The sequence below is a fragment of the Pseudarthrobacter sp. Hb11 genome (genome assembly GCF_059383655.1).
In genome coordinates this window covers 701,726-727,312 of sequence record NZ_JBWZCM010000001.1, presented here as the reverse complement: position 1 = coordinate 727,312, position 25,587 = coordinate 701,726, and the positions used below count along the sequence as shown (strand labels likewise).

At 63.9% G+C, this 25,587-nt stretch carries 23 protein-coding genes; 15 read left to right on the top strand and 8 right to left on the bottom strand.

What is annotated here, in order from left to right; genetic code table 11:
- Nucleotides 1–77 precede the first annotated feature (77 nt).
- The 5 genes from AC50X7_RS03435 to dnaE all read left to right on the top strand — a co-directional run bounded on the left by AC50X7_RS03435 (nucleotide 78) and on the right by dnaE (nucleotide 6,409).
- Nucleotides 78–365: a YggT family protein gene (locus AC50X7_RS03435; RefSeq protein ID WP_104045313.1), complete on the top strand. Its 288-nt coding sequence runs from the start codon at nucleotides 78–80 to the stop codon at nucleotides 363–365.
- A 177-nt stretch (nucleotides 366–542) separates the two neighbouring features.
- Nucleotides 543–1,232 carry a DivIVA domain-containing protein gene (locus tag AC50X7_RS03430; RefSeq protein ID WP_307095452.1) on the top strand — a complete coding sequence of 230 codons (690 nt, stop codon included), beginning with the start codon at nucleotides 543–545 and terminating at the stop codon, nucleotides 1,230–1,232.
- A 91-nt stretch (nucleotides 1,233–1,323) separates the two neighbouring features.
- The gene (lspA, locus tag AC50X7_RS03425; protein WP_307095450.1) at nucleotides 1,324–1,896 is read left to right on the top strand and encodes a signal peptidase II; all 573 of its coding nucleotides are present in this window, start codon (nucleotides 1,324–1,326) and stop codon (nucleotides 1,894–1,896) included.
- Nucleotides 1,889–2,815, top strand: a complete 927-nt coding sequence (locus AC50X7_RS03420) for an RluA family pseudouridine synthase (protein ID WP_104045316.1) — start codon at nucleotides 1,889–1,891, stop codon at nucleotides 2,813–2,815. The genes lspA and AC50X7_RS03420 overlap by 8 nt, the downstream gene beginning before the upstream one ends.
- A gap of 36 nt (nucleotides 2,816–2,851) precedes the next feature.
- Complete coding sequence (gene dnaE, locus AC50X7_RS03415; RefSeq protein ID WP_494977749.1) at nucleotides 2,852–6,409, top strand: DNA polymerase III subunit alpha; 3,558 nt, start codon at nucleotides 2,852–2,854, stop codon at nucleotides 6,407–6,409.
- 98 nt (nucleotides 6,410–6,507) lie between these two features.
- Here the strand turns inward: dnaE and AC50X7_RS03410 are convergent, their stop codons facing one another.
- Complete coding sequence (locus tag AC50X7_RS03410; protein WP_494977832.1) at nucleotides 6,508–6,966, bottom strand: flavin reductase family protein; 459 nt, start codon at nucleotides 6,964–6,966, stop codon at nucleotides 6,508–6,510.
- Between the two features lie 167 nt (nucleotides 6,967–7,133).
- On the opposite strand from AC50X7_RS03410, the gene AC50X7_RS03405 reads away from it, so the two are divergent.
- The 3 genes from AC50X7_RS03405 (at nucleotide 7,134) to nrdR (ending at nucleotide 9,745) form a co-directional block, all read left to right on the top strand.
- Nucleotides 7,134–7,685, top strand: a complete 552-nt coding sequence (locus tag AC50X7_RS03405; protein ID WP_494977748.1) for a hypothetical protein — start codon at nucleotides 7,134–7,136, stop codon at nucleotides 7,683–7,685.
- Between the two features lie 4 nt (nucleotides 7,686–7,689).
- Nucleotides 7,690–9,057 (top strand): histidinol dehydrogenase, encoded by a 1,368-nt coding sequence (gene hisD, locus AC50X7_RS03400; RefSeq protein ID WP_494977747.1) that lies wholly within the window; start codon nucleotides 7,690–7,692, stop codon nucleotides 9,055–9,057.
- Between the two features lie 181 nt (nucleotides 9,058–9,238).
- Entirely contained in the window at nucleotides 9,239–9,745 is a 507-nt protein-coding gene (gene nrdR, locus AC50X7_RS03395) for a transcriptional regulator NrdR (protein ID WP_104045320.1), read from the top strand.
- Nucleotides 9,746–9,818: 73 nt separating this feature from the next.
- Here the strand turns inward: nrdR and AC50X7_RS03390 are convergent, their stop codons facing one another.
- The 3 genes from AC50X7_RS03390 to map form a co-directional block, all read right to left on the bottom strand.
- Nucleotides 9,819–10,553 (bottom strand): SDR family oxidoreductase, encoded by a 735-nt coding sequence (locus AC50X7_RS03390; protein WP_494977831.1) that lies wholly within the window; start codon nucleotides 10,551–10,553, stop codon nucleotides 9,819–9,821.
- A 31-nt stretch (nucleotides 10,554–10,584) separates the two neighbouring features.
- The gene (gene ppgK, locus AC50X7_RS03385; RefSeq protein WP_307095441.1) at nucleotides 10,585–11,388 is read right to left on the bottom strand and encodes a polyphosphate--glucose phosphotransferase; all 804 of its coding nucleotides are present in this window, start codon (nucleotides 11,386–11,388) and stop codon (nucleotides 10,585–10,587) included.
- Nucleotides 11,389–11,514: 126 nt separating this feature from the next.
- The gene (gene map / locus AC50X7_RS03380; RefSeq protein WP_494977746.1) at nucleotides 11,515–12,393 is read right to left on the bottom strand and encodes a type I methionyl aminopeptidase; all 879 of its coding nucleotides are present in this window, start codon (nucleotides 12,391–12,393) and stop codon (nucleotides 11,515–11,517) included.
- A gap of 121 nt (nucleotides 12,394–12,514) precedes the next feature.
- Between map and AC50X7_RS03375 the strand changes: the two genes are divergently transcribed.
- Entirely contained in the window at nucleotides 12,515–12,679 is a 165-nt protein-coding gene (locus AC50X7_RS03375) for an SPOR domain-containing protein (protein ID WP_146069240.1), read from the top strand.
- A gap of 53 nt (nucleotides 12,680–12,732) precedes the next feature.
- Here AC50X7_RS03375 and panB read toward each other — a convergent pair whose 3' ends face one another.
- Nucleotides 12,733–13,629 carry a 3-methyl-2-oxobutanoate hydroxymethyltransferase gene (panB, locus tag AC50X7_RS03370; RefSeq protein WP_494977745.1) on the bottom strand — a complete coding sequence of 299 codons (897 nt, stop codon included), beginning with the start codon at nucleotides 13,627–13,629 and terminating at the stop codon, nucleotides 12,733–12,735.
- Nucleotides 13,630–13,889: 260 nt separating this feature from the next.
- Here panB and glnA point away from each other — a divergent pair, with 260 nt between their 5' ends.
- The 5 genes from glnA to AC50X7_RS03345 all read left to right on the top strand — a co-directional run bounded on the left by glnA (nucleotide 13,890) and on the right by AC50X7_RS03345 (nucleotide 20,610).
- The gene (glnA, locus tag AC50X7_RS03365; RefSeq protein ID WP_307095438.1) at nucleotides 13,890–15,230 is read left to right on the top strand and encodes a type I glutamate--ammonia ligase; all 1,341 of its coding nucleotides are present in this window, start codon (nucleotides 13,890–13,892) and stop codon (nucleotides 15,228–15,230) included.
- Between the two features lie 9 nt (nucleotides 15,231–15,239).
- A complete protein-coding gene (locus AC50X7_RS03360; RefSeq protein ID WP_494977744.1) occupies nucleotides 15,240–18,251 on the top strand; it encodes a bifunctional [glutamine synthetase] adenylyltransferase/[glutamine synthetase]-adenylyl-L-tyrosine phosphorylase in 3,012 nt (1,003 codons plus the stop codon).
- A gap of 68 nt (nucleotides 18,252–18,319) precedes the next feature.
- Nucleotides 18,320–18,763: a VOC family protein gene (locus AC50X7_RS03355; RefSeq protein WP_494977743.1), complete on the top strand. Its 444-nt coding sequence runs from the start codon at nucleotides 18,320–18,322 to the stop codon at nucleotides 18,761–18,763.
- Nucleotides 18,764–18,768: 5 nt separating this feature from the next.
- Entirely contained in the window at nucleotides 18,769–19,302 is a 534-nt protein-coding gene (locus AC50X7_RS03350) for a GNAT family N-acetyltransferase (protein WP_494977742.1), read from the top strand.
- A gap of 270 nt (nucleotides 19,303–19,572) precedes the next feature.
- On the top strand, nucleotides 19,573–20,610 hold the full coding sequence (locus AC50X7_RS03345) for an AAA family ATPase (RefSeq protein WP_494977741.1): 1,038 nt from the start codon (nucleotides 19,573–19,575) through the stop codon (nucleotides 20,608–20,610).
- 537 nt (nucleotides 20,611–21,147) lie between these two features.
- Here AC50X7_RS03345 and AC50X7_RS03340 read toward each other — a convergent pair.
- On the bottom strand, nucleotides 21,148–21,414 hold the full coding sequence (locus AC50X7_RS03340; RefSeq protein ID WP_494977740.1) for a helix-turn-helix domain-containing protein: 267 nt from the start codon (nucleotides 21,412–21,414) through the stop codon (nucleotides 21,148–21,150).
- A 1,249-nt stretch (nucleotides 21,415–22,663) separates the two neighbouring features.
- Here AC50X7_RS03340 and AC50X7_RS03335 point away from each other — a divergent pair.
- Nucleotides 22,664–23,062 carry a hypothetical protein gene (locus AC50X7_RS03335; protein ID WP_494977739.1) on the top strand — a complete coding sequence of 133 codons (399 nt, stop codon included), beginning with the start codon at nucleotides 22,664–22,666 and terminating at the stop codon, nucleotides 23,060–23,062.
- Nucleotides 23,063–23,502: 440 nt separating this feature from the next.
- Here AC50X7_RS03335 and AC50X7_RS03330 read toward each other — a convergent pair whose 3' ends face one another.
- Both AC50X7_RS03330 and AC50X7_RS03325 read right to left on the bottom strand, forming a co-directional pair.
- Nucleotides 23,503–25,074, bottom strand: coding sequence for a cutinase family protein (locus AC50X7_RS03330; protein ID WP_494977738.1), 1,572 nt, complete (start codon nucleotides 25,072–25,074; stop codon nucleotides 23,503–23,505).
- 194 nt (nucleotides 25,075–25,268) lie between these two features.
- Entirely contained in the window at nucleotides 25,269–25,583 is a 315-nt protein-coding gene (locus AC50X7_RS03325; protein ID WP_494977737.1) for a hypothetical protein, read from the bottom strand.
- Nucleotides 25,584–25,587: the final 4 nt, after the last annotated feature.

The following is a 25,587-nucleotide window of genomic DNA, read 5'->3' as shown; positions in this document are numbered from 1 at the left end:
ATCTGTGCTGAAATAGACGAGAAGCATCGGCCGGACGCCGCGGTAACCACTATGGACATGGAGATATGAATTAAGTCATGGGAATTGTTTTCGGGCTTGTCTATCTCGCGCTTTTGCTGTTTTTTGTGGCACTGATCATCCGCCTGGTTTTCGACTGGGTGCAGATGTTTGCACGGGAGTGGCGCCCCCGGGGAGCGGCGCTGGTAGTGGCTCACGCCGTCTACTCCATCACGGACCCGCCGCTCAACGGACTGCGCCGGCTGATCCCGCCGCTGCGCCTTGGCGGCATTTCCCTGGACCTGGGCTTCCTGGTCCTGTTCATCGCCGTCAGCATTGCCATGGGGATCACCAGGGGCCTCGCCTGATTTACCGGATAGACCCAGCAGCGCACGGATGGAACCCGCCGGGAACCATCAGCGCAATGTAAAGAAAACTCGCGTTTGACACCGCAGTGTTGAATTAGAGGAACCAGACCAACTTTAGGTACCGTAGTTTTGACGGCCGGAAGGCCTACTGACTAACCAGACCAGTGAGGTGACCAGATGGCTTTGACGCCAGAAGACGTTGTCAACAAGCGCTTTCAGCCGACCAAGTTCCGCGAAGGCTACGACCAGGATGAAGTTGATGACTTCCTGGACGAGATCGTTGTTGAACTCCGCCGCCTGAACCAGGAAAACGACGAACTTCGCAAGAAGCTCTCCGAAGCCGGGTCCAGCGTGCCCGCCAGCTCTGCCGCCGCACCCGTGGTGGAGAAGGTCCCCGCGCCCGTTAAGTCCGACAAGGACGAAGCACGCGAGAAGGCTGAAGCCGAAGCCAAGGCCGCCGAAGAGCGCAAGAAGAAGGACGTCCAGCCGTCCGCTCCGGTAGCTGCCGCTCCCGTTGCCGCCGCTCCGGCCGCCTCCACCGCCTCAGCAGAATCCGCCGCCGGCTTGCTCGCCATGGCCCAGCAGATGCACGACCGCCACGTCGCAGACGGACAGGCGCAGAAGGACAAGATCATCGCCGAAGCGCAGATCGAAGCCAGCAGCCTCGTCAACGACGCCCAGGAAAAGTCCCGCAAGATCCTCGGAGCCCTCGAGCAGCAGCGCTCCGTGCTGGAGCGCAAGGTGGAGCAGCTCCGCGGCTTCGAGCGCGACTACCGGTCACGCCTGAAGGCCTACATCGAAGGCCAGCTCCGCGACCTCGATGCCCGCGGTTCAGTGGCAACGCCGGAAGTCAGCGAAGCCAACTAATCCGGTTAGCACGTATTCTGAAAGCCGGTGGCTGAGGATTCCTCGGCCACCGGCTTTTGGCATTGAACCAGGTTTTACGAATGAAAGCACCATGACTGACGAACTCGCCGCCGATCCGGCCCGCCCCGTACCGCCTTCGCCGCGCCCCCGGAGAGCCGTGCTGCTGTCCCTCTTCGCAGGGTTCGCAGTTTTCGCCTACGTCCTGGACCAGCTGACCAAGATCTGGGTTACCTCCACCATGGTGGAAGGGGAGCGGATCCCGGTCTTCCCGCCGCTGCTGCATTGGTACTTCATCCGGAACTCGGGGGCTGCGTTCTCCATCGGGGAAAACGTCACCTGGGTGTTCTCCATCATCATGGCCGCCGTTGCGGTGGCCATCCTGTTCCAGGTCCGCAAGCTCGGCTCGAAATGGTGGTCCCTGGCTCTCGGCCTGCTGCTGGGCGGCGCGCTGGGCAACCTCACCGACAGGCTCTTCCGGGAACCATCCTTCGGTATGGGGCATGTGGTGGACTTTATCCAGCTGCCCAATTTCGCAATCTTCAACATCGCTGACTCGGCTGTAGTCTCCGCCGTCGCGATCATCTGCATCCTCACGCTGCGCGGAATCACCCTGGACGGAACACGGCTGACGTCCGGTAACAAGGAAAAGCCCACGGATGCCTGAGCGCGTGGTCGTCGCCGAAGAATACGCCGGAACCCGCGCCGACGCGGGGCTCGCCGGGCTGATGGGTATCTCGCGTTCCCTTGCCGCTACCCTTATCGCCGAAGGCAATGTCCTCAGCAAAGGCAAGGCACTGGGAAAGTCGGCAAAGCTCGTAGCCGGAGATGTCCTCCAGGTGAGCCTGCCGGAACGGCGTGACCCCCTTGAAGTCGTGGAGGAAGTTGTGGAAGGCCTGAAGATCCTGCTCGACGACGACGATTTCGTCGTCGTGGACAAACCCGTGGGTGTTGCAGCCCATCCCTCTCCGGGCTGGGTGGGGCCCACCGTGGTGGGCGGACTCGCCGGGGCGGGCTACCGCATTTCCACCTCCGGCTCGCCCGAGCGGGCGGGTATTGTCCACCGGCTCGACGTCGGCACGTCCGGGGCAATGGTGGTCGCCAAGTCTGAACGCGCCTACACCGCCCTGAAGCGGGCTTTCAAGGAACGCACGGTGGATAAGGTCTACCACGCTGTGGTCCAGGGTTTGCCCGATCCGCTGACCGGCACCATCGACGCACCGATCGGCCGCCATCCGGGACATGACTGGCGGTTCGCGGTGATTGAGGACGGCCGGCCGTCCGTCACGCATTACGAAGTGGTGGAAGCGTTCGGCAAGGCAAGCCTGGTGGAGGTGCACCTGGAGACGGGACGCACCCACCAGATCCGCGTACATTTCTCGGCACTCCGCCATCCCTGCGCAGGCGACCTGACTTACGGCGCCGACCCCCGGCTGGCCGCCACGCTCGGACTGACCCGGCAATGGCTGCATGCCCGCGAGCTCGGCTTTGAGCACCCGGTGACGGGCGAGCCGGTTCGTGTCATCAGCGACTATCCGCAGGACCTTGCGTTTGCCCTCGAAGTGCTGGAGTCCGGGCGGGCCTGACCCTCGGTGCGGGTGCCCAGCGCATAGAATAGTGCGGTGACTTCCAGCAACGACTCGTTTGTCCATCTCCACAACCACACCGAGTATTCAATGCTGGACGGTGCCGCAAGGCTCGGCGAGCTGTTCGACGAAACTGAACGGCTGGGCATGCCCGCCATCGCCACCACCGACCACGGCTACCTCTTCGGCGCTTTCGACTTCTGGAAGAAGGCCACCGACAAGGGAATCAAGCCGATCATCGGCGTCGAAGCCTATGTGACGCCGGGAACGGCCCGCGGTGACAAAAGCCGTGTGCGCTGGGGCGAGGAGCACCAGCGCAAGGACGACATCTCCGGCGGTGGTTCCTACACCCACATGACCTTGCTGAGCTACAACAACGCGGGCATGCGGAATCTGTTCCGGGCGTCCTCCATCGCCTCGCTGGACGCCGTTTTCGGCAAATGGCCCCGCCTGGACCGTGAGCTGCTGAACACCTACTCCGAGGGGCTCATCGCCACTACCGGCTGCCCGTCCGGGGAAGTCCAGACCCGCCTGCGGCTGGGCCAATACCGGGAGGCGCTGGAAGCAGCCGCCGAGTTCCGCGACATCTTCGGGGCAGAAAACTACTTCTGCGAACTAATGGACCATGGGCTGGACATCGAACGGCGCGTCACCGGGGACCTGCTCCGCCTTGCCAAGGACCTGAATCTTCCGCTCGTCGCCACGAACGATCTCCACTACACTCACGAGCACGACGCCAAAGCCCACGAGGCGCTGCTGGCCATCCAGTCCGGCTCCACCCTCCTGGAGCCCACGTACGACAACGGCGGCTCCCGTTTCGCCTTCTCGGGCAGCGGCTACTACCTGAAGTCGCCGCAGGAGATGCGGGAGCTGTTCCGCGACCACCCGGACGCCTGCGACAACACCCTCCTGATCGCCGAGCGGTGCGAGGTTTCCTTCAACACCGGCGCCAACTACATGCCCCGGTTCCCCTGCCCGCCGGGGGAGGACGAGACCTCCTGGCTGGTCAAGGAAGTGGCCACGGGACTCGACTACCGTTACCCGGGCGGCGTCCCGGACGAGGTCCGCGCGCAGGCTGACTACGAGCTCGGAGTCATCACCTCCATGGGCTTCCCCGGCTACTTCCTGGTGGTGGCGGACTTCATCAACTGGGCCAAGAACAACGGCATACGCGTGGGTCCCGGCCGTGGTTCCGGCGCCGGCTCCATGGTGGCCTACGCCATGCGCATTACCGACCTGGACCCGCTTCGCCACGGCCTCATCTTCGAGCGGTTCCTGAACCCTGACCGCGTCTCCATGCCCGACTTCGACGTCGACTTCGATGACCGGCGCCGCTCGGAAGTCATCGACTACGTGACCCGCAAGTACGGCGATGAGCGCGTAGCCATGATCGTCACCTACGGCACCATCAAAACCAAGCAGGCGCTCAAGGACTCCTCACGCGTGCTGGGCTATCCCTTCAGCATGGGCGAGCAGCTGACCAAGGCGCTGCCACCTGCCGTGATGGCCAAGGACATCCCGCTGGCGGATATCCAGAACCCGGAGTCCAAGCGCTACGGCGAAGCCGGAGACTTCCGGCAGCTGGTCAGCACGGATCCCGAAGCTGCCAAGGTGTTCGAGACCGCGCTGGGCATTGAGGGGCTGAAGCGCCAGTGGGGCGTCCACGCCGCCGGCGTCATCATGTCCTCGGACCCGATCATCGACGTTATCCCCATCATGCGCCGCATCCAGGACGGCCAGGTGATCACGCAGTTCGATTACCCCACCTGCGAGGGCCTCGGCCTGATCAAGATGGACTTCCTGGGGCTGCGAAACCTCACGATCATTTCCGATGCCCTGGAAAACATCAAAATGAACCGCGGCATCGACCTGGACCTTGAGTCCCTGGAACTCGACGACGCCCCGTCCTACGAGCTGCTGGCCCGTGGCGACACCCTGGGCGTGTTCCAGCTCGACGGCGGACCGATGCGCTCCCTGCTCAAGCTCATGAAGCCTGACAACTTCGAGGACATCTCGGCCGTGCTCGCGCTTTACCGGCCGGGGCCGATGGGCGCCAATGCGCATACCGACTACGCGCTCCGCAAGAACGGGATCCAGGAAGTCATTCCGATCCACCCGGAACTGAAGGAACCGCTCTCCGAGATCCTCGGCGGAACGTATGGCCTGATCGTGTACCAGGAGCAGGTAATGGCCGTGGCCCAGAAGCTGGCCGGGTACTCGCTGGGCCAGGCAGACATCCTCCGCCGCGCCATGGGCAAAAAGAAGAAGTCTGAGCTGGACAAGCAGTTCGCGGGCTTCTCCCAGGGCATGCAGGACAACGGTTACTCCATGGAGGCCGTAAAGACCCTGTGGGACATCCTGCTGCCGTTCTCCGATTACGCATTCAACAAGGCCCACTCCGCCGCGTATGGAGTGATCTCCTACTGGACCGCGTACCTGAAGGCCCACTACGCCCCGGAGTACATGGCCGCGTTGCTCACGTCCGTAGGTGACGACAAGGACAAGTCGGCCATCTACCTGAACGAGTGCCGGCGCATGGGCATCACCGTGCTCCCGCCGGACGTCAATGAGTCCGCCCTGAACTTCACTCCTGTGGGCAACGACATCCGCTTCGGCATGGGCGCCATCCGCAACGTGGGCGTCAACGTGGTGGAAGCCATGGTGGCCGCCCGCGAAAGCGAGGGCGCTTACACGTCCTTCAAGGACTACCTGATGAAGGTGCCCGCAGTGGTCTGCAACAAGCGCACCATTGAATCGCTGATCAAGTCCGGCGCCTTCGACTCGCTGGGCCATCACCGCCGTGCCCTGGCGATGATCCATGAGGAGGCCATCGATTCGGTCATCACGCTCAAGCGCAATGAAGCGATCGGCCAGTTCGACCTGTTCGCCGGCTTCGAGGAAGCGGAATCAGAGTCGTCGCTGAGCATAGAGATTCCTGACCTTCCCGAGTGGGAGAAGAAGGACAAACTGTCCTTCGAACGGGACATGCTGGGACTCTATGTCTCGGACCACCCGCTGCAGGGCCTCGAAGGGGTGCTGAGCCAGCACGCCGAGCTGAGCATTACTTCCGTCCTGGGCGAGGACGGTCCGCAGGACGGCGCCATTATCACCATCGCCGGCATGATCACGTCACTGAGCCGGCGCATCGCGAAGGCCAGCGGCAATGCCTACGCCCGGGCTGAGGTGGAGGACCTCGGTGCTTCCATGGAAGTGATGTTCTTCGGCCAGGTTTACGGGCCCATTGCCTCGGTACTTGCCGAGGACCTGATCGTTGTGGTCAAGGGGCGCCTGCAGAAGCGCGACGACGGCGCGATCGCCCTCAACTGCATGGAACTGTCCGTACCTGACCTGAGCGAAGGGCTGAACGGACCACTGGTGATCACCATGCCCACCCACAAGGCCACTGAGGCTGTGGTCACGGAATTGGGTGACGTGCTCCGGACCCACCGCGGGAACTCCGAAGTCCGCCTGCACCTGCAGGGCGATACCAGGACCGAAATCATGGGCCTGCCGGTCCACCTCCGCGTGAACCCGAGCCCGTCCCTCTTTGGCGACCTGAAAGTACTGCTCGGCCCCGCCTGCCTCGACGCCTGACATACAGGGAGCATACGACGGCGGGACTCCCCGCCGTCGTGGGCTGCTGTTTCTTGACGCCTGCTTCGGCGCCATGCCTGATCGCCCGGCGGGGACCCTTAGATTTCGTAGTCGAGCGGCACCGGCTGGCTGTAACCGCCGGCGTGGTAGAGGAGTGGCGACCCGTCGCCGCCCACCTGGCCGTCGACCACCTGCACCACCACAACCGCGTTGTTCTCGAACGAGAGGCGCATCTGCACCTCGCCAATCAACCAGCCGGCCACGTCCTTCAGCACCGGAACCCCGTGCGGCCCGACGTCCCAGTGGTCGCCCTCAAAACGGTTGCCGGCGCCGGCAAACCGGTCGGCGAGTTGCTGGTTCTCCAGGCCAAGCATGTGGACGCCGAGGTAGGTGGTATTGGCCACGGCAGGCCATGACCTGGAACTGCGCGCCATATTGAAGGTAAAGCGCGGGGGCTGCGCCGACAACGACGCTACGGAGGTGGCAGTGAAGCCGAACGGGCTGTCCTGGTAGTTGACCGTGATGATGGCAACTCCCGCGGCGTGGCGCCGAAACATCTCCCTGAACGTCCGCTCGAACTGCACGTCATTTACGGTCACGGGAACTCCTGATGGTGGTGGTTGTGTTCTCCTTCAAGGGTATGGGCCGGTTGGCCAGGCAGGGAATCACTTGAACCCCCACGTCCGGCGGTTAAGCCGGCGGAACATTTGTTAAGGTTTGTTGCATGATGAAACCAACCCGCCGCGCACGCCCGCGGCTGCCCTGGGCCATGCTCGCGGTCCCGGCAGCGGCGGGGGTGCCTGTGGGAATTCTCTGGTGGCTGCTCGCGCCCGGCGGCCTCAACCTTATTACCAGGGAGGCAACCCTCGGGACCGGCACCAACCCCCTGGTATGGCTCCCCAGGGACCTCACGCTGGCCGGGCTTCTGGTCTTCGCCGGGTGCCTTCTGGCAGTGTTCCTGACGGACAAAAAGCGCCGGGATCCGCAGGCCGACCTGCTCATGGGGCTGGCGGGCGGCCTGTGCGGCGCCGTGCTGGCCTGGCAGGCGGGCCTGCTGTCCGCGCAGCTGTGGGGACCCGCGGTAGACGCCTCGGCCAACGCCAGCATTGCCTTTTCGTTGCGCTCCCTGTCTGTGCTGCTGCTGTGGCCCGCTGCCACTGCCGTGTCCGTCTTTGTGCTGGAGTTGATGCACCTCCTCGGAAGGAAGGACGACGGCGGTAAGGACGACAGCGGCCTGCACCGGTCGCAGCACGTTGCGTCGGGGCCCGTAAAATAGTGCGGTGACCATTTCTTCCGATCTTCCCGCCACCCCCGCTGATGCCGCCGTGAATTTCCGCACTGTTGACCTCCGCGGCCGGAACCTGACCCTCGCGGAACTCCGCGCCGCTGTGCCCCGCGCCCAGGGCCAGACGGTAGCCGACGCCGAAGAGAAGGTCCTCGACATTATTTCCGCCGTCAGGCAGCGGGGCTTCGACGCACTGGGAGAATTGGCCCTTCGCTTCGACGGCGTGGAGCAGAACCACCCCCTCGTCCCGCAGGAGGCCCTTGCGGCAGCACTGCAGGAGCTGGACCCCGCCGTCCGGCGGGCGCTGGAGGAATCAATCAGCCGGGCACGCCGGTTTGCCGATGGCCAGCGTCCGCGCAACGTGGAGGTCGAGATCGGCGACGGCGCACTGGTCAGCCAGAACTGGGTGCCGGTGGCGCGGGTGGGGCTCTACGTGCCCGGTGGCCTTGCCGTCTACCCGTCCTCCGTCATCATGAACGTGATACCGGCCCTCGCCGCCGGAGTAGAGTCCATTGCCCTGGCCTCGCCCCCGCAGAAAGAGTTCGACGGCCTGCCGCACCCCACCATCCTTGCCGCCGCTGCGCTCCTCGGCATCACGGAGGTGTACGCCATTGGCGGCGCCCAGGCCATCGCAGCGTTCGCCTACGGGGTGCCCGCCGCGGAGGCCGGCCCGTCGCTGGAACCGGTGGACGTGGTGACCGGGCCGGGCAATATTTTCGTCGCGACGGCCAAGCGCCTGGTGAAAGGCGCAGTAGGAATCGATTCCGAGGCCGGCACCACCGAGATTGCCATCCTCGCGGACTCCACGGCCCAACCTGCACTGGTCGCCGCCGACCTGATCAGCCAGGCGGAACACGATCCCAAGGCGGCCTCGGTGCTCATCACGGATTCCGAAGACCTCGCCGCCGCCGTCCGCACCGAACTGGACCGGCAGGCCGCCGCCACCAAGCACTCCGGCCGCGTCATCGAAGCGCTGTCCGGCCCGCAGTCCGGGGCGGTCCTGGTGGACGACCTTGACCAGGGCATCGCCGCCTGTGACGCCTACGCGGCGGAGCACCTTGAAATCATGACCCGCGACGCCGCCGGCGTGGCCGCCAGGATCCGTAATGCCGGGGCCATCTTCGTTGGGGACTTCAGCCCCGTCAGCCTGGGGGACTACTGCGCCGGTTCAAACCACGTGCTTCCCACCAGCGGCACGGCTGCCTTCTCGTCCGGGCTGAACGTCACCACCTTCCTGCGGGCCATCCAGGTAGTGAATTACAGCCGTGAGGCGCTGGCAGAAGTGAGCGGCCACATCGTCAGCCTGTCCGGCGCAGAAGACCTGCCCGCCCACGGCGAGGCGGTCACGGCCCGGTTCTCCTGAGCCCAGGAACTGCTGCGGGCCCGACATTTAGTAGTGCCCACCACAACATGTAGTAATTACAGGGTTGTTATTAGCTGGTTCCGGGACGTAAACTGGAGGCGCCGCGGGCCGGGCTTTGTTTTGCCGCGTCCATACAACCTGTCAAGACCAAGCAAGAACATCAAGCGAAAGAAGGGGTGCCATGTACTGTCCGTTCTGCCGCAACCCCGACTCCCGGGTGGTGGACAGCCGGATGGCGGACGATGGCTCGGCCATCCGCCGGCGCCGCCAGTGCCCTGAATGCGGGCGCCGCTTCACTACCGTGGAAACCACCAGTCTGTCCGTCATCAAGCGTTCCGGCGTGGGCGAGCCCTTCAGCCGCAGCAAGGTGATTAACGGTGTGCGCAAGGCTTGCCAGGGACGCCCGGTCAGCGAAGACGACCTCGCTCTGCTCGCCCAGGAAGTCGAGGAGCAGATCCGCTCATCCGGCGCTGCTGAGATCGACGCCCACGAGGTAGGACTCGTTATCCTTGGTCCGCTGCAGAAGCTGGACAAGGTGGCCTACCTTCGCTTCGCGAGCGTTTACCAGGCCTTCGAATCCCTCGAGGATTTCGAGACGGCCATCGCCCTGCTCCGCCAGGAAGCCGAAGAAGACGCGAAGAGCACTCCCGCCAAGGGCGCCAAGAGCTCCGAAAAGAGCCCACTGTAAGCTCCGGTGGTGGCACTGGAGGGGAAGCCGCAGCCACCACCGGCACCGCGCCTGCCCCGCAAGGGGCACGCGGCTACCTTCCCCCGGAAACAGGCAACACCGCACCGGTGATGTAGGCCGCCTCCGCGGACATCAGCCACAGGACCGCGGCCGCTACTTCTTCGGGCTCGGCGCCCCTGCCAAGCGGGATGGTCGGGTTCAGCCGCTCCACACGGTCCGGCATGCCGGCCGCCGCATGCAGGCCTGTGTTGGTGCTGCCCGGCGCCACTGCATTCACCCGGATGCCCTGCTGGGCCACTTCGGCCGCAAATCCTGTGGTGAGGACGTCCACCGCTCCCTTGGACGCCGCGTAGTGCGCCCAGGTTCCGGGGGAGCCTGCCTTGGTTGCAGTGGACGAAATGTTGATAATCGAACCGCCCGCGCCACCGGTGTGGATGCTGAGGCGGCGCACCGCCTCCTGGCAGACGTAGATCAGGCCCGTCACATTGACGTCCATGACCCGCCGGACATTCTCCGCCGGCACGTCCACAAGGTTCCCAATCAGGTTGCCGGTGATCCCTGCGTTGTTCACCACTGCCGTCAACGTCCCCAGCCGCGCGGCGGCATCGAAGAGGGAACGGACCGCGGCAGGGTCACTAACGTCCGCCCGGGCAGGAACGGCCGTGCCGCCGTCGTTCGCAATATCCTCAACCACGGCTGCCGCACCGTCCGCATCTGCGGAATAGTTCACCACCACGGCGTAGCCTGCACGGGCAGCCAGCCGGGCGATGGCGGCACCGATGCCGCGGCTGGCACCGGTGACCACCATAACGCCCCGGGCGGGAGCAGGAGTGCCCACCTTACTTGGCGAGCTTGTGCTTCAGTGCGATTTCAATGGCGGCACCTACAATGCCGGCCTCGTTCCGCAGGACTGCGGGCACGATCGGCGTGCGGAGTTTGAGGTTGGGCAAGTACTCGTCCGCGCGCTTGGAAATGCCGCCGCCAACGATGAACAGTTCGGGGGAGAACAGGAACTCGACGTGGGAGAAGTAGCGCTGCAGCAGGACGCTGTACTGGTCCCACGTCAGGCCATCCCGTTCGCGGGCCACGGCGGAGGCCTTGGTCTCCGCGTCGTGGCCGTCGATCTCCAGGTGGCCCAGCTCAGCGTTCGGTACCAGCTTGCCGTCGAAGATAAAGGCTGAACCGATCCCGGTGCCGAGGGTGATCACCAGGACGGTGCCTGCGATGCCTGCGCCAGCGCCGTACCGGGCTTCCGCAAGCCCGGCAGCGTCGGCGTCGTTGATGACCTCCACGGGACGGCCCAGGCGCGCCGTGAGGAGTCCGTCGATGTCGGTGTTGAGCCAGCTCTTGTCCACGTTGGCGGCGGAGTGGACCACGCCGTGCTGGATGATGCCGGGGAAAGTGACGCCTACGGGGGAGCCGGCGGCCGGAGCCTCGGGGCGGGCCGAGAGTTCGGAAACCACCAGCGCCACTGCCTCGGCAACGGACTCCGGGGTAGCGGGCTGCGGGGTGGGAACGCGGAACCGTTCACCGAGCAGTTTGCCTTTTTTCAGGTCGACGATGCCGCCCTTGATTCCCGTGCCTCCGATGTCGATGCCGATCAGCGGGGCGTTCTTTTGCGACTTTTCGTCCTTCTTGGCCAATGGGTTTCCGTTCGTGGCAGGGGGGGCGGGCAGGGAAGGGGCGGCGGGCAGCCGGCCCCCGGGGTGGTTGCTGGGTCAGCGGCTTGCCGTTGACAGGTGGTGTTCCGCTTCCGTTGGGCGGCGGGGTCAGGGCAGGGTGAGGATCTCCGCGCCGGACTCGGTCACCAGCAGGGTGTGCTCAAACTGGGCGGTGCGTTTGCGGTCGCGGGTGACGACGGTCCAGTCGTCCGCCCACATGTCCCACTCGACCGTGCCCAGGGTCAGCATCGGTTCAATGGTGAACACCATGCCGGGTTCGATCACTGTGCTGTAGGCGGGGGCGGCGTCGTAATGCGGAATGATGAGCCCGGTGTGGAAGGCTTCACCTACGCCGTGGCCAGTGAAGTCCCGGACCACGCCGTAGCCAAAGCGCTTGGCGTACGACTGGATGGCGCGGCCGATCACGTTGATCTCACGGCCCGGCGCAACGGCCTTGATGGCCCGGTTAAGGGATTCCTGCGTCCGTTCCACAAGCAGGCGGGATTCCTCGTCTACATTTCCTACCAGGAACGTGTAGTTGGTGTCGCCGTGGACGCCGCCGATGTAGGCCGTGATGTCGATATTGAGGATGTCACCGTCATTGACCACCGTGGTGTCCGGGATGCCGTGGCAGATGACCTCGTTGAGCGACGAGCACAAGGACTTGGGGAATCCCCGGTATCCGAGGGTGGAGGGGTACGCGTGATGGTCAAGGAGGAACTCGTGGCCCACCTTGTCCAGCTGGTCGGTGGTGACGCCCGGCTCGATGTGCTTCCCGACTTCCACGATGGCCTGCGCGGCGATTTTTGCGGCCACGCGGATCTTCTCGATGGTTTCGGCGGACTTGACCTCGGAGCCGGTGAACTTGGCAGGTGCCGGCCTGCCGACATACTCGGGGCGGGCGATGGACGCCGGAACGGGGCGCTGCGGGCCCACGGTGCCCGGGGTAAGGGTGCCGATGGGTGCAGTCGAGGCAAGGGAAGGCATAGATTGATCATATAAGGCACCACAGAAGGCCTAACAACCGGGAGCCGGGTCTGTCCCGCGTAAGGATTTAAGTTACGCGCGTCACGCCGCAGGTTCCCTGCCCGGCGGAAGGGGAACAGTGATGGCTGAGTACTGGTACAACATCAAGACCCACGAGGTGGAGGAGGACCGGCTCTCCGACTGGAGCCAGCTGATCGGGCCCTACAAAACGAGGCAAGAGGCCGAGCACGCCCTTGAGAAGGTCCGCGCGCGCAATGAAGTCTGGGAAAAGGACGACGACGACTGACTGGACAGGCGGAGCAGGCCGGCGAAGTGCCGGCCTGCCCGGTCCGCACCCGCCTAAAAGGTGTGCTCGGGCCCGGGGAACTGGCCGGACCTGACATCCTCGCCGTAGGCGGCGGCTGCATCCAGGAGCGTGGTCCGCAGGTCCGCGTACTGCTTGACGAACTTGGCCATCCTGCCGCCCCGCAGCCCGGCCATGTCCTGCCACACGAGCACCTGGCCCGTGGTTTCCTTACCGGCGCCGATGCCGATGGTAGGAACCATTACGGCCTTATCCACTGCCGCCGCCGTCTCCGCGGGGACCATCTCCATCAACACGGTGAAGGCGCCGGCTTCCGCCAGCGCCACGGCGTCGTCAATCAAACGCTGCGCGTCATCGCCGCGGCCCTGGACGCGGTAGCCGCCCAGCGCGTGTTCACTTTGAGGCGTGAAGCCGATGTGGGCCATGACGGGAATGCCTGCCTGCACCATGGCCCGGACAGTCGGCGCGTAGTATCTGCCGCCCTCGATCTTGACGGCGTGCGCCAATCCTTCCTTCAGGAACCGGACGCCCGTGGCTACGGCCTGCTCGGCGGAAACCTCGTAGCTTCCGAACGGCAGGTCCGCCACAACGAGGGCGCGCCTGGCAGAGCGGGCAACTGCCCGGCACAGGGGCAGCAGTTCATCCACGGTGACCGGAAGGCTGGTCTCATTGCCGAAGACATTGTTAGACGCGGAGTCGCCCACCAGGAGCACCTCGATGCCGGCGGCGTCGAAGATTTCCGCCGTGTACTGCTCGTACGCGGTGAGCATCGCGAATTTGGTGCCCTCGTTCTTGGCCTGCTGCAGGTGGTGGATGCGCACCTTGGCCGGCTTCCGCTCCGCGGCCGGCGGAACGCCCTGCCCGGGCCCGCTGCCATAGGGGGCGGGGACGTCGGCGGACATGCTTGCGTCGGAGCTGCTGCTGGAGGCCATGGCATGAGCGTAGTGCGGCATCCGCGGTCCTAGCTACCGGCGGCGTCTCCCACCCGGGTGATTCGCGTCATAGGCGGGGAGCCCGACGGCGGCCCGTGCCACGGCTGCCGCCGTCGCCATTCCCCGACGTTAGTGTTAACGCTGTGTTACGCGGCCTGCAGGCTCCAGCACCGGCGCCAATTGCTTAGTACAGTGTTTGTGAACTGCTGCCGGCATCCTGCGGACCGGGGCATGGACGTTGACCGGAGAAGAGGCCATTTATGGACCGCCAGCAAGAGTTTGTCCTGCGCACAATCGAAGAACGCGACGTACGTTTCGTGCGCCTGTGGTTCACCGACGTCGTGGGTTCACTCAAGTCGGTGGCGCTGGCGCCGGCGGAAGTGGAGGGCGCGTTCGAGGAAGGCCTCGGTTTCGACGGTTCAGCCATTGAAGGACTCGCGCGTGTGTTTGAGTCCGACATGCTCGCGCAGCCGGACCCGTCCACCTTCCAGATCCTGCCGTGGCGCGGCGAAACCGAGCAGACGTCCCGCATGTTCTGCGACATCCTCACCCCTGACGGTGAACCTTCCGCGGCCGATCCCCGCAACGTCCTCAAGCGCACCCTCGCCAAAGCCGCAGACATGGGCTTCACCTGCTACACCCACCCGGAGATCGAGTTCTACCTCCTCAAGTCCCAAGAGCCCGGGCCGGACGGCGCGCCGGTGCCCGTGGATGAAGGCGGCTACTTCGACCACGTCCCGGGCGGCGTGGCCCAGGATTTCCGCCGTACGGCCGTAACCATGCTGGAATCGGTGGGCATCTCAGTGGAGTTCAGCCACCATGAAGCCGGCCCGGGGCAGAACGAGATTGATCTGCGCTACGCGGATGCCCTCCAGACGGCGGACAACATCATGACGTTCCGGACCATCATCAAGGAAGTGGCGCTCCAGCAGGGCACGTACGCCACGTTTATGCCCAAGCCCTTTACCGCGCACCCCGGGTCCGGCATGCACACCCACTTCTCCCTTTTCGAGGGCGACACCAACGCTTTCTACGAAGCCGGCGCGGAGTTCCAGCTGTCCAAAACCGCCCGCCAGTTCATTGCCGGCATCCTCAAGCACGCACCCGAATTCACTGCCGTGACAAACCAGTTCGTGAACTCCTACAAGCGGCTGTGGGGCGGCGGCGAAGCCCCCAGCTACCTGAGTTGGGGACACAACAACCGCTCAGCACTGGTCCGGGTTCCCCTCTACAAGCCCGGCAAGGGCCAGTCGGCGCGGATCGAGTACCGCGGCATCGATTCCGCCGCTAATCCGTACCTCGCCTACGCCGTCCTGCTGGGCGCCGGCCTGAAGGGCATCGAAGGCGGTTACGACCTTCCCGCAGCCGCAGAGGACGACGTCTGGTCGCTCAGTTCCGCGGAGCGCCGCGCCATGGGGCACGACCCCCTTCCTGCCAGCCTCCATGACGCCATCCGCACCATGGAAGACTCCGAACTCATGCCGCAGATCCTGGGCGAGCAGGTCTTCGAACACTTCCTCCGGAACAAGCGCGCCGAGTGGCAGGACTACCGGCTCCAGGTGACGCCCTACGAGTTGCAGCGCAACCTGGCCATCCTCTAGGAGGTGGTGGTGAGCCTCGCACGGCGCCTGATTTCGGCCGGCTTCAGTGACCTGGAGAAGGCCGAACGGTTCCTGGCTGCCCGCGAGCTCGAGGGACTGGACGAAGACCGGCTCTTTGCGGGGCTGCAGATGGCAGCCAGTCCGGACACTGCCCTCCAGTCCCTGGTGCGGCTGATTGAAAAGCATCCGGGTCTCCGGCAGCTGGCGGGTGCTGATCCCGAAACGAGCGAAGCACTCTACCGGGTGCTGGGCGCATCGGAGGCGCTGGGAGAGTTCCTCATCCGCCACCCCGAACACCTCGACGCCTTCAGCGTCCGGCCCAGCCCGGAGCCGTTGCAGGCGGATCCAGCGCAGTTGCGGGCTTCCCTCCTTTCGTCCGTAGGTGCTGACCCGCGTGCCGCCCGGCCCGTTGCCGCTGTCACCGGAACGGAGGCCTACGTGGCACTTCGGACGGCGTACCGCAGGGGCGTGGTGGACCTTGCGGTCAAGGACCTCTGCGCCGCTGACCCGCTGGACTTCCTGCCCATGGCAGGCAGGGAACTCGCGGACCTGGCGGGCGCCGCGATCGAGGCTGCCCTCGCCGTCTCGCGCGCGGAAGCGGCCAGCCAGTACAGCGCCTCGGAGGTGGCGGACGTCGGCCTGGCCGTCATCGGCATGGGCAAATGCGGAGCGCGGGAGCTGAACTACATTTCCGACGTCGACGTCATCTACGTGGCGGAAGCGGGCAGCCTTGATGATGCGCAGGCCAGCACCATCGGCACAGCGCTGGCCAGCGGAATATCCCGGGCCATCTCCTCTGTTGCGCGGGAACCAGGGCTGTGGGAAGTGGACGCGAACCTCCGGCCGGAAGGGAAGTCCGGGCCGCTGGTGCGCACCCTGGCGTCCCACCAGACCTACTACGCGCGATGGGCTGAAAGCTGGGAGTTCCAGGCACTGCTGAAGGCCCGCACCATCGCCGGCGATGTTGTCCTTGGCCAACAGTACGAGGACGCCATTGCGCCGCTGATCTGGAGTTCAGCAAGCCGGGACGGGTTCGTTGAGTCCGTGCAGGCCATGCGCCGGCGGGTCACGGAGCACATCCCGCAGGCGGAAGAACAGCGGCAGATCAAGCTGGGCCGGGGCGGTCTTCGCGACGTCGAGTTTACGGTGCAGCTGCTCCAGCTGGTCCATGGCAAGTCTGACGAGACCTTGCGGCGGCGGGACACCACTTCCGCCATCGCAGCCCTCTCCGCAGGCGGCTATATCGGGCGCTCGGATGCCGCGGCCTTCGACAACGCGTACCGGTACCTGCGGCTGCTGGAGCACCGCATCCAGCTCTTTCAGCTGCGCCGGACACACTTGATGCCGGTGGGGGAGGCTGCGCTCCGTGCCCTGGCCAAGGCTGTGCTGGGACCGTTTTCCAATGAGCGCCCGCACCCCGACGCTTTGCTGGCCGCCTGGCAAAAGACCAAGCGTTCGGTGCGTGAGCTGCATGAGCGCATCTTCTACCGGCCCCTGCTCAACACCGCAGCCAGACTCAGCAGTGAGGACGCCAGGCTTACGCCCGAAGCTGCCGAGGGCCGGCTCGCGGCTCTCGGGTACCTGGATCCGAAGGGCGCCATGCGCCACATCGAGGCCCTCACCGCCGGCGTTAGCCGCCGCGCGGCCCTGCAACGGCAGCTGCTGCCCATCCTGCTTGACTGGCTCGCTGAAGGAGTGGACCCCGACGGCGGCCTTCTCGCCTTCCGCCGGGTCAGTGAGGCTTTGGGCACCACCCACTGGTACCTGGGTATGCTCCGTGACTCCAAGGCCGCGGCGGAGCGGCTGTGCCACGTGCTCGCAAACTCGCGGCTGATTGCGGATCTGCTGGAAGTTTCCCCTGAATCGGTGGCCTGGCTCGGCCACGACAAGGACCTCGTGCCGGTCACCTTCGAGGCCCAGTGGCAGGAAATCACCGCCAAGATGTCCCGCCATTCGGACCCGGAGAGCGCCATGCGGCTGATCCGCCTGATCAGGCGGCGGGAAACCCTCCGGATCGCGATCGCCGATTCTGCCGGACTGCTGAACCAGGACGAGGTGGGGGCTGCGCTGGCGGACACTGACCGCGCAGCCGTCCTCGGCGCACTGCGTGTTGCCGAAGGCGTTGTGTCAGCCAACGGGCCCCTAAAGACCGCTGTCCTGGTGGTTGCCATGGGCCGGCAGGGCGGGCGCGAAATCGGCTACGGATCCGACGCGGACGTGATGTACGTCCACCGGGCGCTGCCCGGATTCTCCGAGGAGGAGGCGCAGGAGCAGGCCTCGCGGATCGTCGCCAAGGTCTCCAACCTCCTGACCCAGCCGCTGAAACCGGCGATCATGGCGGAACGGGTGCTGCAGGTGGACGCCGACCTGCGCCCGGAAGGCAAGAACGGAGCGATGGTGCGCTCCCTCGACTCCTTCGCCGAGTACTATCGGCGCTGGTCGCTCATCTGGGAGGCGCAGGCACTGCTGCGCGCCCGGCCGATGGCGGGCGACGACGCCCTTGCCGCGGACTTCATGGAACTCATCGATCCCATCCGGTATCCGGAGTCCGTCTCCGCCCAGGACGTCCGCGAAATCAGGCGGGTCAAGGCCAGGGTGGAATCCGAGCGCCTGCCGCGCGGTGCTGATCCGGCCAGGCATCTCAAGCTGGGGCGCGGGGGGCTCAGCGACGTCGAATGGCTGGTCCAGCTTTTGCAGCTCGAACACGCCGGCAAACACAGGGAGCTGCGCACCACGTCCACCATCGCGGCGCTCGAAGCCGCAACCCACACCGGCCTGCTTGCCAAGGACGATGCGGACCTGCTCGCGGCTGCCTGGCGCCTTGCCAGCCGGATCAGGTCTGCCAATGTCATCTGGAGCGGCAAGGCCTCGGACCTGCTGCCGTCATCCAGGCGCGACCTGGAAGCGGTGGCGCGGTGGTGCGGCTACGAGCCCGGCAATGCCGCGGTGCTGGAAGAGGACTATCTCCGGGTCAGCCGCCGGGCACGCGCCGTTTTCGAACGGGTTTTCTACGGCCACTAGCCCCGCAGCCAGGCAGCGTTTCCCGGGAGTGGCTGACACCCGTCGGGGCATGGTGCTAATTTGAGCCAATGGCTACCCAAATCTTTTTCAACCTGCCCGTCAAGGACCTGAAGCGCTCCGTGGACTTCTTCACGGCCTTGGGTTTTTCCTTCAATCCGGACTATACGGATGAGAACGCCACGTGCATGATCATCAACGAGAACGCCTATGTCATGCTCCTGGTGGAGACCTTTTTCAAGACCTTCACGTCCAAGAATGTAGCGGACAGCCGGGAGTCTGCGGAAGCGATCATCGCCTACTCCGTGGACAGCCGGGAGGCAGTGGATGAGGCCGTCAGGACCGCGTTGGCCTCCGGCGGGTCCGCTTCTGAGGACCCCCAGGATTACGGATTTATGTACAACCACAGCTTTCAGGACCCGGACGGCCACCTCTGGGAAGTGACATGGATGGATCCCGCCGGTCCGCCGGCTGAGTCCACCGCCGGTGACGATTCCGCCAGCGCGCAGTCCTGAGCGGGGTGGACCCCAGCGTCTGGTTGATTTCGCTGAGGGACCTCGACGACGACGCACGCGCCATCCAGCTCGGCGCAGTGGCGGAGCTGGAACTTGGGCCGGGCCAGGAGGAGTTCGTTGGCGACCCGCTGAGGATGGCCTTAGCGGGGCTGGCCGAGGAGTCGCGCCGCCCATACGTCATCGAGTCCTTCGGCCTGGCCGTGGGACTCCTCACCTTACAGGCCGGGGCAGCCCGGCTGGCGGGCTGGCCGGACGACGATTCCGCCTGGCTGCTGCGGGGATTCCTGATCGACCGCCGGCAACAGGGCAAAGGCCTCGGTCCGCTGGGTGCTGCCGCCGCCGTGGCGGCTGCGGAAAAACTCAGCGTCCGGCAGGGAACCGGGGAGACCGGCGTCGTCCTTTCCGTCAACGAAGCGAACCCGGCGGGTATGGCCGCCTACCGCCGCGCGGGTTTTGAGGACCGCGGGCAATATTGCGGCAGCCCGGCAGGACCCCAACGGATCATGTTTCGGGGCTTTGGCCTGGCCGCAGCGCCATAATAAAGCAGCCCGGCGTTGCGCTTGGCCGCGGATTGCTTGATCATGTGGATTGGCGGTGTTCTTCAAACCTTGTTGGGGGGAAGGCTTCCGAAGTCTTCGTCTCGGGGGACATTCGTCAGGGGATCCGGCTCCCGGTCTCAGCACGTCTGGAGCTGGGTCCCCACCTTCGCCAGCCGGTGACTCTGTCCGCCGCGCGTAGGGCCCCCGGCCCCGATTGCGAACTGTGAGCTGAGCCTCACCTCGTTCGGGTATCGGTACTACAGTGGATGCATGGCTGCCAGCCGCAATCCGCTCGACGACCTGCGCGAAACCATCGGCCATCTGGCCGATCAGCTCAAGCTGCCCGGTTCGGAACGCGTCGACGACCTGGTCGGCGATCTCATCGGTGCGAGGCCCGGCCCGGCCCGGCCGCTGTCCGAGGTGCAGGCCGAGCTCGACGCGCTGGTCGGACTGGAGACCGTGAAGGAACAGGTGCGGGCCCTCGTCGCACTGCTCCAGGTCCAGGCCCGCCGTAAGACGCACGGACTGCCGGAGGTGGCCACATCACAGCATCTGGTGTTCCTCGGTAACCCGGGCACGGGCAAGACCACCGTGGCGCGGCTCCTGGCCGAGATGTACCGCGCGGTCGGTCTGCTGCAGAAAGGCCATCTGGTCGAGGTCGACCGTTCGGGCCTGGTGGGGCAGTACGTCGGCGCGACCGCCATCAAGACGGACCGGGTGATCCGGCGTGCGCTGGACGGCGTCCTGTTCATCGACGAGGCCTACGCGCTGGCCCCGGAGGACGGCCGGACGGACTTCGGCCCCGAGGCGATCGAGGTCCTGCTCAAGCGGATGGAGGACCACCGCCACCGCCTGGTCGTCATCGTGGCCGGGTACCCGCGGCTGATGGAGTCCTTCCTGCTCTCGAACCCCGGACTGCGCTCCCGGTTCGCCCGCGAGATCACGTTCCCCGACTACTCCGTCGACGCACTCCAGACGATCTTCCACCAGATGCTGGCCCAGCACGAGTACATGCTGGAGCCGGGTGCGGGCCAGATGCTGCGCCGCATCTTCACCGGGCTCCACGCCGGCGAGGACTCCGGCAACGCCCGGTTCGCCCGCACGCTGTTCGAGCAGGCGCTCAACCGCCAGGCGCTGCGGCTCTCGCTTGACGGGGAACAAACTCTCGACGCGCTCGATCGTGAGGCCGTCATGACGCTCACCGCGGACGACATCGTCGAGGCCGCGCTGGCCTTGGGTGAGGAGCCGGAGCCGGAACCAACGCCGGAACCGGAGCAGTCGCGCTGGTGGCGCTGGCTGAATTTTTAGTCCAGCTTGCGGAGACAACAAGGGCCGGCCCCCGAGGGGACCGGCCCTTGTTGCAATTCGTTTCGAGCAGGCTGTGTGCGGACTAATGCCGCATCAGCCGTATGGTCCGGCTAGACGCCGTAGTAGAGCTCGAACTAAATAGCCTTGATGGGCTGATGCTGGTTGACGATGAGAACGTTGAGTTTCCGCGGTTTCCCCGTTGGAGGTTGTTGGCTGTATCTGTCGTCTTGCGGACCTCTTGCGGACTTTCTGCGGACTGACCTGCTGCTGGCGCCAGCCGCTGGGATAAGCGAACGGACCGCTGCCGCCGGCCGGACCCCCAGCCTGAGCTTCCGCCTCGCGCAAAGAGCCACGGTGGAGACAGTGGACAAGATCATCGGCACGTCTGCCGCAGTGACGGTGGGATTTGAAACCTCTCCGCCGCTAGTGCTGGTAAGGAAATCAGCAGAATCGCAGGGATTTCTATAACCAGTGCTCACCCAGAATCACATTCAATATGGGCCGAGTGTGGGCAGGATGTGGGCAAGGCGAGACTGACTATTCGCCTGTTTGCAGTCTTCTCCGGTTGGCGCGTGTACCAACATTAGGGACGACCTTTGGGGGCGAGGGTACTTTGCGATTCATGGCCTTGATGGCTTCTAAGTCCTCGGCGCTGAATCTGATCTCTGTGCCGAACTCATGTCTCGGCCAACCCTGCTCCTTCATCATTCGGAAGGCCGTCGATCGGCTGATCCGGAATAGGTCCGCTACTTCTTGGATCTTCCGAAACTGCGGTTGCTCGTCTTTGCTTGCTGGTTCTGTCATGGGTCGATTCAACCACACATATGACACTCAGGGAGACCGATAAAGACTGCCTGCGTCGGTAACGCACTTATCGCAGCGCCGGGCCTGCTTAGGGGCAGTGGCAGTTGCACCAGGGCGCCGGCATGAACTCTTAGTCCGGTTCCAGGTCCTCGTCAGGCGCCGGCTCCACCTCTGCCAGCGACTCCCGCAAGGATCCGTTTCCTTGCCTCAACATCTAGTTTCACCACGTCCCGGACACTCGCGCGAGGCGCTGGCAGGAGTTGGACAAAGATCGACCGATCTGCGCGAGGGCAATGTTCACCTTCCACCTTCGACTCCATGCGCGTCGTCACTGGACGTAAGCGGGCAGACGCGAGGATCTGGTAGCCGCGTAGCCGCAAACAGAGAAAGCCCCCGGCTGGCCATCACGACGTGCGGGGGCCTTCCTCATGCGGTTCTCTATTTTCCAGTATTCACGTAGGCAATACATCTGCCCTGGTTACTGAATCCGTAGATCTTGTAGCCACCGTTCATGCAGTGTTCTTTGGTAGTGGGCTTGTTAGGGAGCTGTCCCCCGACAGCTTCCGCTGCCGAAGCGGTGCCGAAAGTAGCAAGAATGATAGCCAAGGATACGAGAAATTTGCGCATAGCGTTACCTCAATTGGGGTTATTTCTGAGATTGTTTGTGAGGCATGAAGAATCATGCTGCGCCATTGCAGGCGATTCCTCCCCAGGCGGTGTCAGTCCAATTTACAGTCGGATGAACGCCTGTCAAGGGGTTGAAGTCAGGGCATGTACTCGTAGTCGGACTCTAGATCCTCGTACGGCGAGCGCCAAGCAGCCCGCTGGTGCTCCGCCTCCACCCGCTCCGCCTCTATGCGGGCCATCATCGCTCTAAACCCGTTCGGTCAAACTTCATTATGCGCAAAACTAGAGCATCCGCGGAAACCGACGAAGTTACGGCCAGATCCAGCAATGTTACTTGTCTGCCATCATGCATACGCATCAATGTCGGTCCGCTCACCTAAGCTGAGCAAACTCGTACAATCTCACCTTCTGGGGGCAACAATTGAAAAAGGCACTACTCACCCTGCCTGCCGCGGCGCTGCTACTGGCAGGATGTGGGGGTTCACCGCAAAGCTCGCCAACAGCACCGACCGTTGAGCCCATCGCAAGCTCCTCAGCTACCCCCGCGGCTGCGGAATCGTCCAAGTCACCGCGGGGAAACATCGTAAAGAAGTTGGGCGAAGGCGCCTCGATAACTGACACGGTGAAGGACAACAAGGAAATCGTGAATTTCACTGTTAAGTCCATCAAGCCCGTGACCTGCACCGAACAATACGCGCAGCCCACAGAAAACGGCCATCTCGTTGCCGTGGACGTAGCCGTTGAAACAAAGCCTGAACTCGCAGAAGCGATAATGCAGAGCTATCACCTAAGCCCTGGCGACTTCAAGTTCGTCGCCCCCAACGGAACGACGTTCAACGGAAACCTGGGCACGGGAGCAGCCTTCAGCTGCCTGCCAAGTACACAATTGTTCCCATCAGCAGGCCTGGGGCCGGCAGAAAAAGCATCGGGCAAGGTTGTTCTGGATCTGCCCGCAGCGAAGGGCATTCTTGTTCTGAAAGCCCCGATGTCCAGCACCAACGGCTGGGAATACAAGTTCTAGACGTACCGACGAAGACCCCCGCCGAGGTTCTTGTCCTGGCGGGGGTCCTCACTGCGGCTGCCACGCTGGCGCTGCCCCGGCGCTTCTTACACGACGGTTCCAGTTGGCGGCAGACCTTCTGCCCCGCCAATTATGATGGAATCTTGGGCCTCGCTGTAAACGGTCCGGGCAGTGGGCATCGGTCCTCGCACCGCTTATCGAAACCCCGCTTAGGCGAGGATTTTTCCTTTCCTGACACTGAGCGAGAACGGCAACCGGAGTGTCAGGCTCCTGCCAGGCTCCCTGGCAGGGCCGTCTGCGTCTGGGCTAGGGGGATCTGCGCGTAGGTGTCACCGGCAACTAGAGGCAACATAGGACTACTGATGAACGCCACCACAAGGCAGGTTGATCCTTTCGGCCGGAAGGAGTGGCTGCACATGACCGCCGCCACTCCTGTGCGACTAGCGGGTCAACGTGAGGGGGAGTTCCATTTCGGTCCACGCTCCCGCACCCGTGGTGTCATTGGCGTCAATCAGGACCGTGCGCGTGCGGACGTTTGAGGGCTCCCAGTAGCCCCATTCGATCCTTCCCCTATATGACCAGCTCTCTCCGATGTCGAGGACGTTGTTGCTATTCAAATCTCCGCCGGTGTATGAGTAAAAGTCACTAGCTGGGTCCTCGCGATCTGTGAAACCCTTTTTTGGGCTGGTGTCTGAGGGCGCCGTTTTGATCACGTTGAAGACCACGGTTGAGAACGGGGAAGATACTAGTGGGTCCGTTGAATACGTCGTCTGCAGATTCGCGACCGACAGCGACCGGGCGGGCACCGGGAATGATTGCATGGAGCCTGACACATCACGGCTTGTGCCATCGGTGAAGTTGACGCGGATCGAGTAGTTGACGATTTCAGGCGTAGAGGGCGACCACGCCAATGTCGCCGGAATCGTTGGCATTCCGGGAGATAGCTGCGTGTTTGGGATGGGACTTGAAAGCCATGCGACCGAGGCGACATCCTTCAAGTCGGGAGTCAAGACTGCCGTGCCCGTTTGTCCGACCCGGACCGGCATGGCCGGCTGCGCACTTTCCTTAGGATTGGCAGCTTTAGATGTCTTCGAGATATTCCGAGCAGCGGATCGAACATAAACCTCGCTGTCGCCACCCGGGCCGTAGTAGGTTGTGTGTACTTTCATTCCAGCGAGTACAGTGGCAGCGTTCCGGGCTTGCAGGAATGCATTCAAGAACTTGTTGCCTGATGCTTTCAACCCGAGATTGCTCGTGTCGCACACAATATCCCGGGCGTGACAGATTGAATGGAACCTGGATGCAGACCACTTTTCTCCCAGGTCGGGAATTGGCTTGTAAAGCGGCTGGTACTCTGCTTTAGCAATAAGCGACCCACCCGCCCACCATATGCCGTATCCATTGGGGCCAGCGGTATCCATGGCAGCGCCACCTTGGTTGGAAACCCTGTCGCCGTCAGCTATAGCGAGTATTCCGTCCAAGAGGGGCAGTACTTGTGCTCCTAGGTTCGGATACTTTGATTTAGCTTCTGTGAGCTGCCAGAGAACACGGTGCATGACCATTGCTCCCTGTGAATATCCCATAAGCACGTAGTGCTCCTCCTGCCCCTGGCTCTGGCAGTGTGCTACTCGGTGCTTGAGGAAGTTCAGCGTTTCGTAAACGCCCTGATCTATGGACTTAAAAAACGTTTCGCGATACTGCGGGGTTGATAGGGCGATTACGTCAACTGGAGCTGACGGGTACGGAACTGTGAAGTAGCCAATGTTGTAGCCCTCCATAAAGTGGGCGTACGAGGTTAGACCGAGCCAAGCCTGCGCACCGAAACCTTTGTCGTCAGCGAAGGTCTGACCTGACCCTTGGGCGCCAAGAACTACGACGTCCTGACAGGGGGAATTGGACGCAACAGGGATGGGATCGGGGCTGACTGCTTGTGCTGGGGTGACGCCCGTGGCAGAGATACTTATTGCAGCAGCAATTGCAACTATTGATTTTCCGACTACCTTGGCAAACATGCTCAGCGCCCCCTACATGTCCCGGCCACCTGCAAATCAGCTCGCCTCTGGGCTGGATATTATCCGAAGGTTGGTCCTTTTTGACCTGTTGCCGGCAAGATTACGGCTTCATAAAAGCATGACGGGGACGATCGCGATGCGGGGCTGGTTGACAGTACGACGATTAGTGGAGCGATGCTGGCTGTGTGCGGCCCCTAAAACGGGACGTACCGGCCGTGCCACTCACTTTCACCAGGGCGGCGTACTTCAGCAGCCGGGACCCAGCAGTCGAAGTGCTGGAAGTTGTCGTCGTTCCACACCACACTGACCCACTTGCGGGTGTAGTGCGTCGCGTAGCCGTGTACCTCGACCGTCCCACCACCCGTCAGCGGGATTTGTGCGATGACCCGCGGCTCGGCGCCCGCGGTGAACCTGCTGACGCTCCCAGCGGCCAGCTCTGGCTCCGGAGAAGCATGCTCGTAGGCGCTCCCGCCCAGCGTGAACTTGGTCCGCTTCTCGATTCGTGCCACTGGC

Excerpts from the sequence above, each read along its gene's own strand:
- AC50X7_RS03435 (WP_104045313.1), top strand. The coding sequence starts at position 78 with ATGGGAATTGTTTTCGGGCTTGTCTATCTCGCGCTTTTGCTGTTTTTT.
- AC50X7_RS03420 (WP_104045316.1), top strand. The coding sequence starts at position 1,889 with ATGCCTGAGCGCGTGGTCGTCGCCGAAGAATACGCCGGAACCCGCGCC.
- AC50X7_RS03405 (WP_494977748.1), top strand. The coding sequence starts at position 7,134 with ATGATGAAACCAACCCGCCGCGCACGCCCGCGGCTGCCCTGGGCCATG.
- glnA (WP_307095438.1), top strand. The coding sequence starts at position 13,890 with ATGGACCGCCAGCAAGAGTTTGTCCTGCGCACAATCGAAGAACGCGAC.
- AC50X7_RS03430 (WP_307095452.1), top strand. The coding sequence starts at position 543 with ATGGCTTTGACGCCAGAAGACGTTGTCAACAAGCGCTTTCAGCCGACC.
- AC50X7_RS03355 (WP_494977743.1), top strand. The coding sequence starts at position 18,320 with ATGGCTACCCAAATCTTTTTCAACCTGCCCGTCAAGGACCTGAAGCGC.
- AC50X7_RS03390 (WP_494977831.1), bottom strand. The coding sequence starts at position 10,553 with ATGGTGGTCACCGGTGCCAGCCGCGGCATCGGTGCCGCCATCGCCCGG.
- panB (WP_494977745.1), bottom strand. The coding sequence starts at position 13,629 with ATGGCCTCCAGCAGCAGCTCCGACGCAAGCATGTCCGCCGACGTCCCC.
- AC50X7_RS03340 (WP_494977740.1), bottom strand. The coding sequence starts at position 21,414 with ATGACAGAACCAGCAAGCAAAGACGAGCAACCGCAGTTTCGGAAGATC.
- lspA (WP_307095450.1), top strand. The coding sequence starts at position 1,324 with ATGACTGACGAACTCGCCGCCGATCCGGCCCGCCCCGTACCGCCTTCG.
- AC50X7_RS03375 (WP_146069240.1), top strand. The coding sequence starts at position 12,515 with ATGGCTGAGTACTGGTACAACATCAAGACCCACGAGGTGGAGGAGGAC.
- map (WP_494977746.1), bottom strand. The coding sequence starts at position 12,393 with ATGCCTTCCCTTGCCTCGACTGCACCCATCGGCACCCTTACCCCGGGC.
- AC50X7_RS03410 (WP_494977832.1), bottom strand. The coding sequence starts at position 6,966 with ATGTTTCGGCGCCACGCCGCGGGAGTTGCCATCATCACGGTCAACTAC.
- nrdR (WP_104045320.1), top strand. The coding sequence starts at position 9,239 with ATGTACTGTCCGTTCTGCCGCAACCCCGACTCCCGGGTGGTGGACAGC.
- AC50X7_RS03330 (WP_494977738.1), bottom strand. The coding sequence starts at position 25,074 with ATGTTTGCCAAGGTAGTCGGAAAATCAATAGTTGCAATTGCTGCTGCA.
- AC50X7_RS03345 (WP_494977741.1), top strand. The coding sequence starts at position 19,573 with ATGGCTGCCAGCCGCAATCCGCTCGACGACCTGCGCGAAACCATCGGC.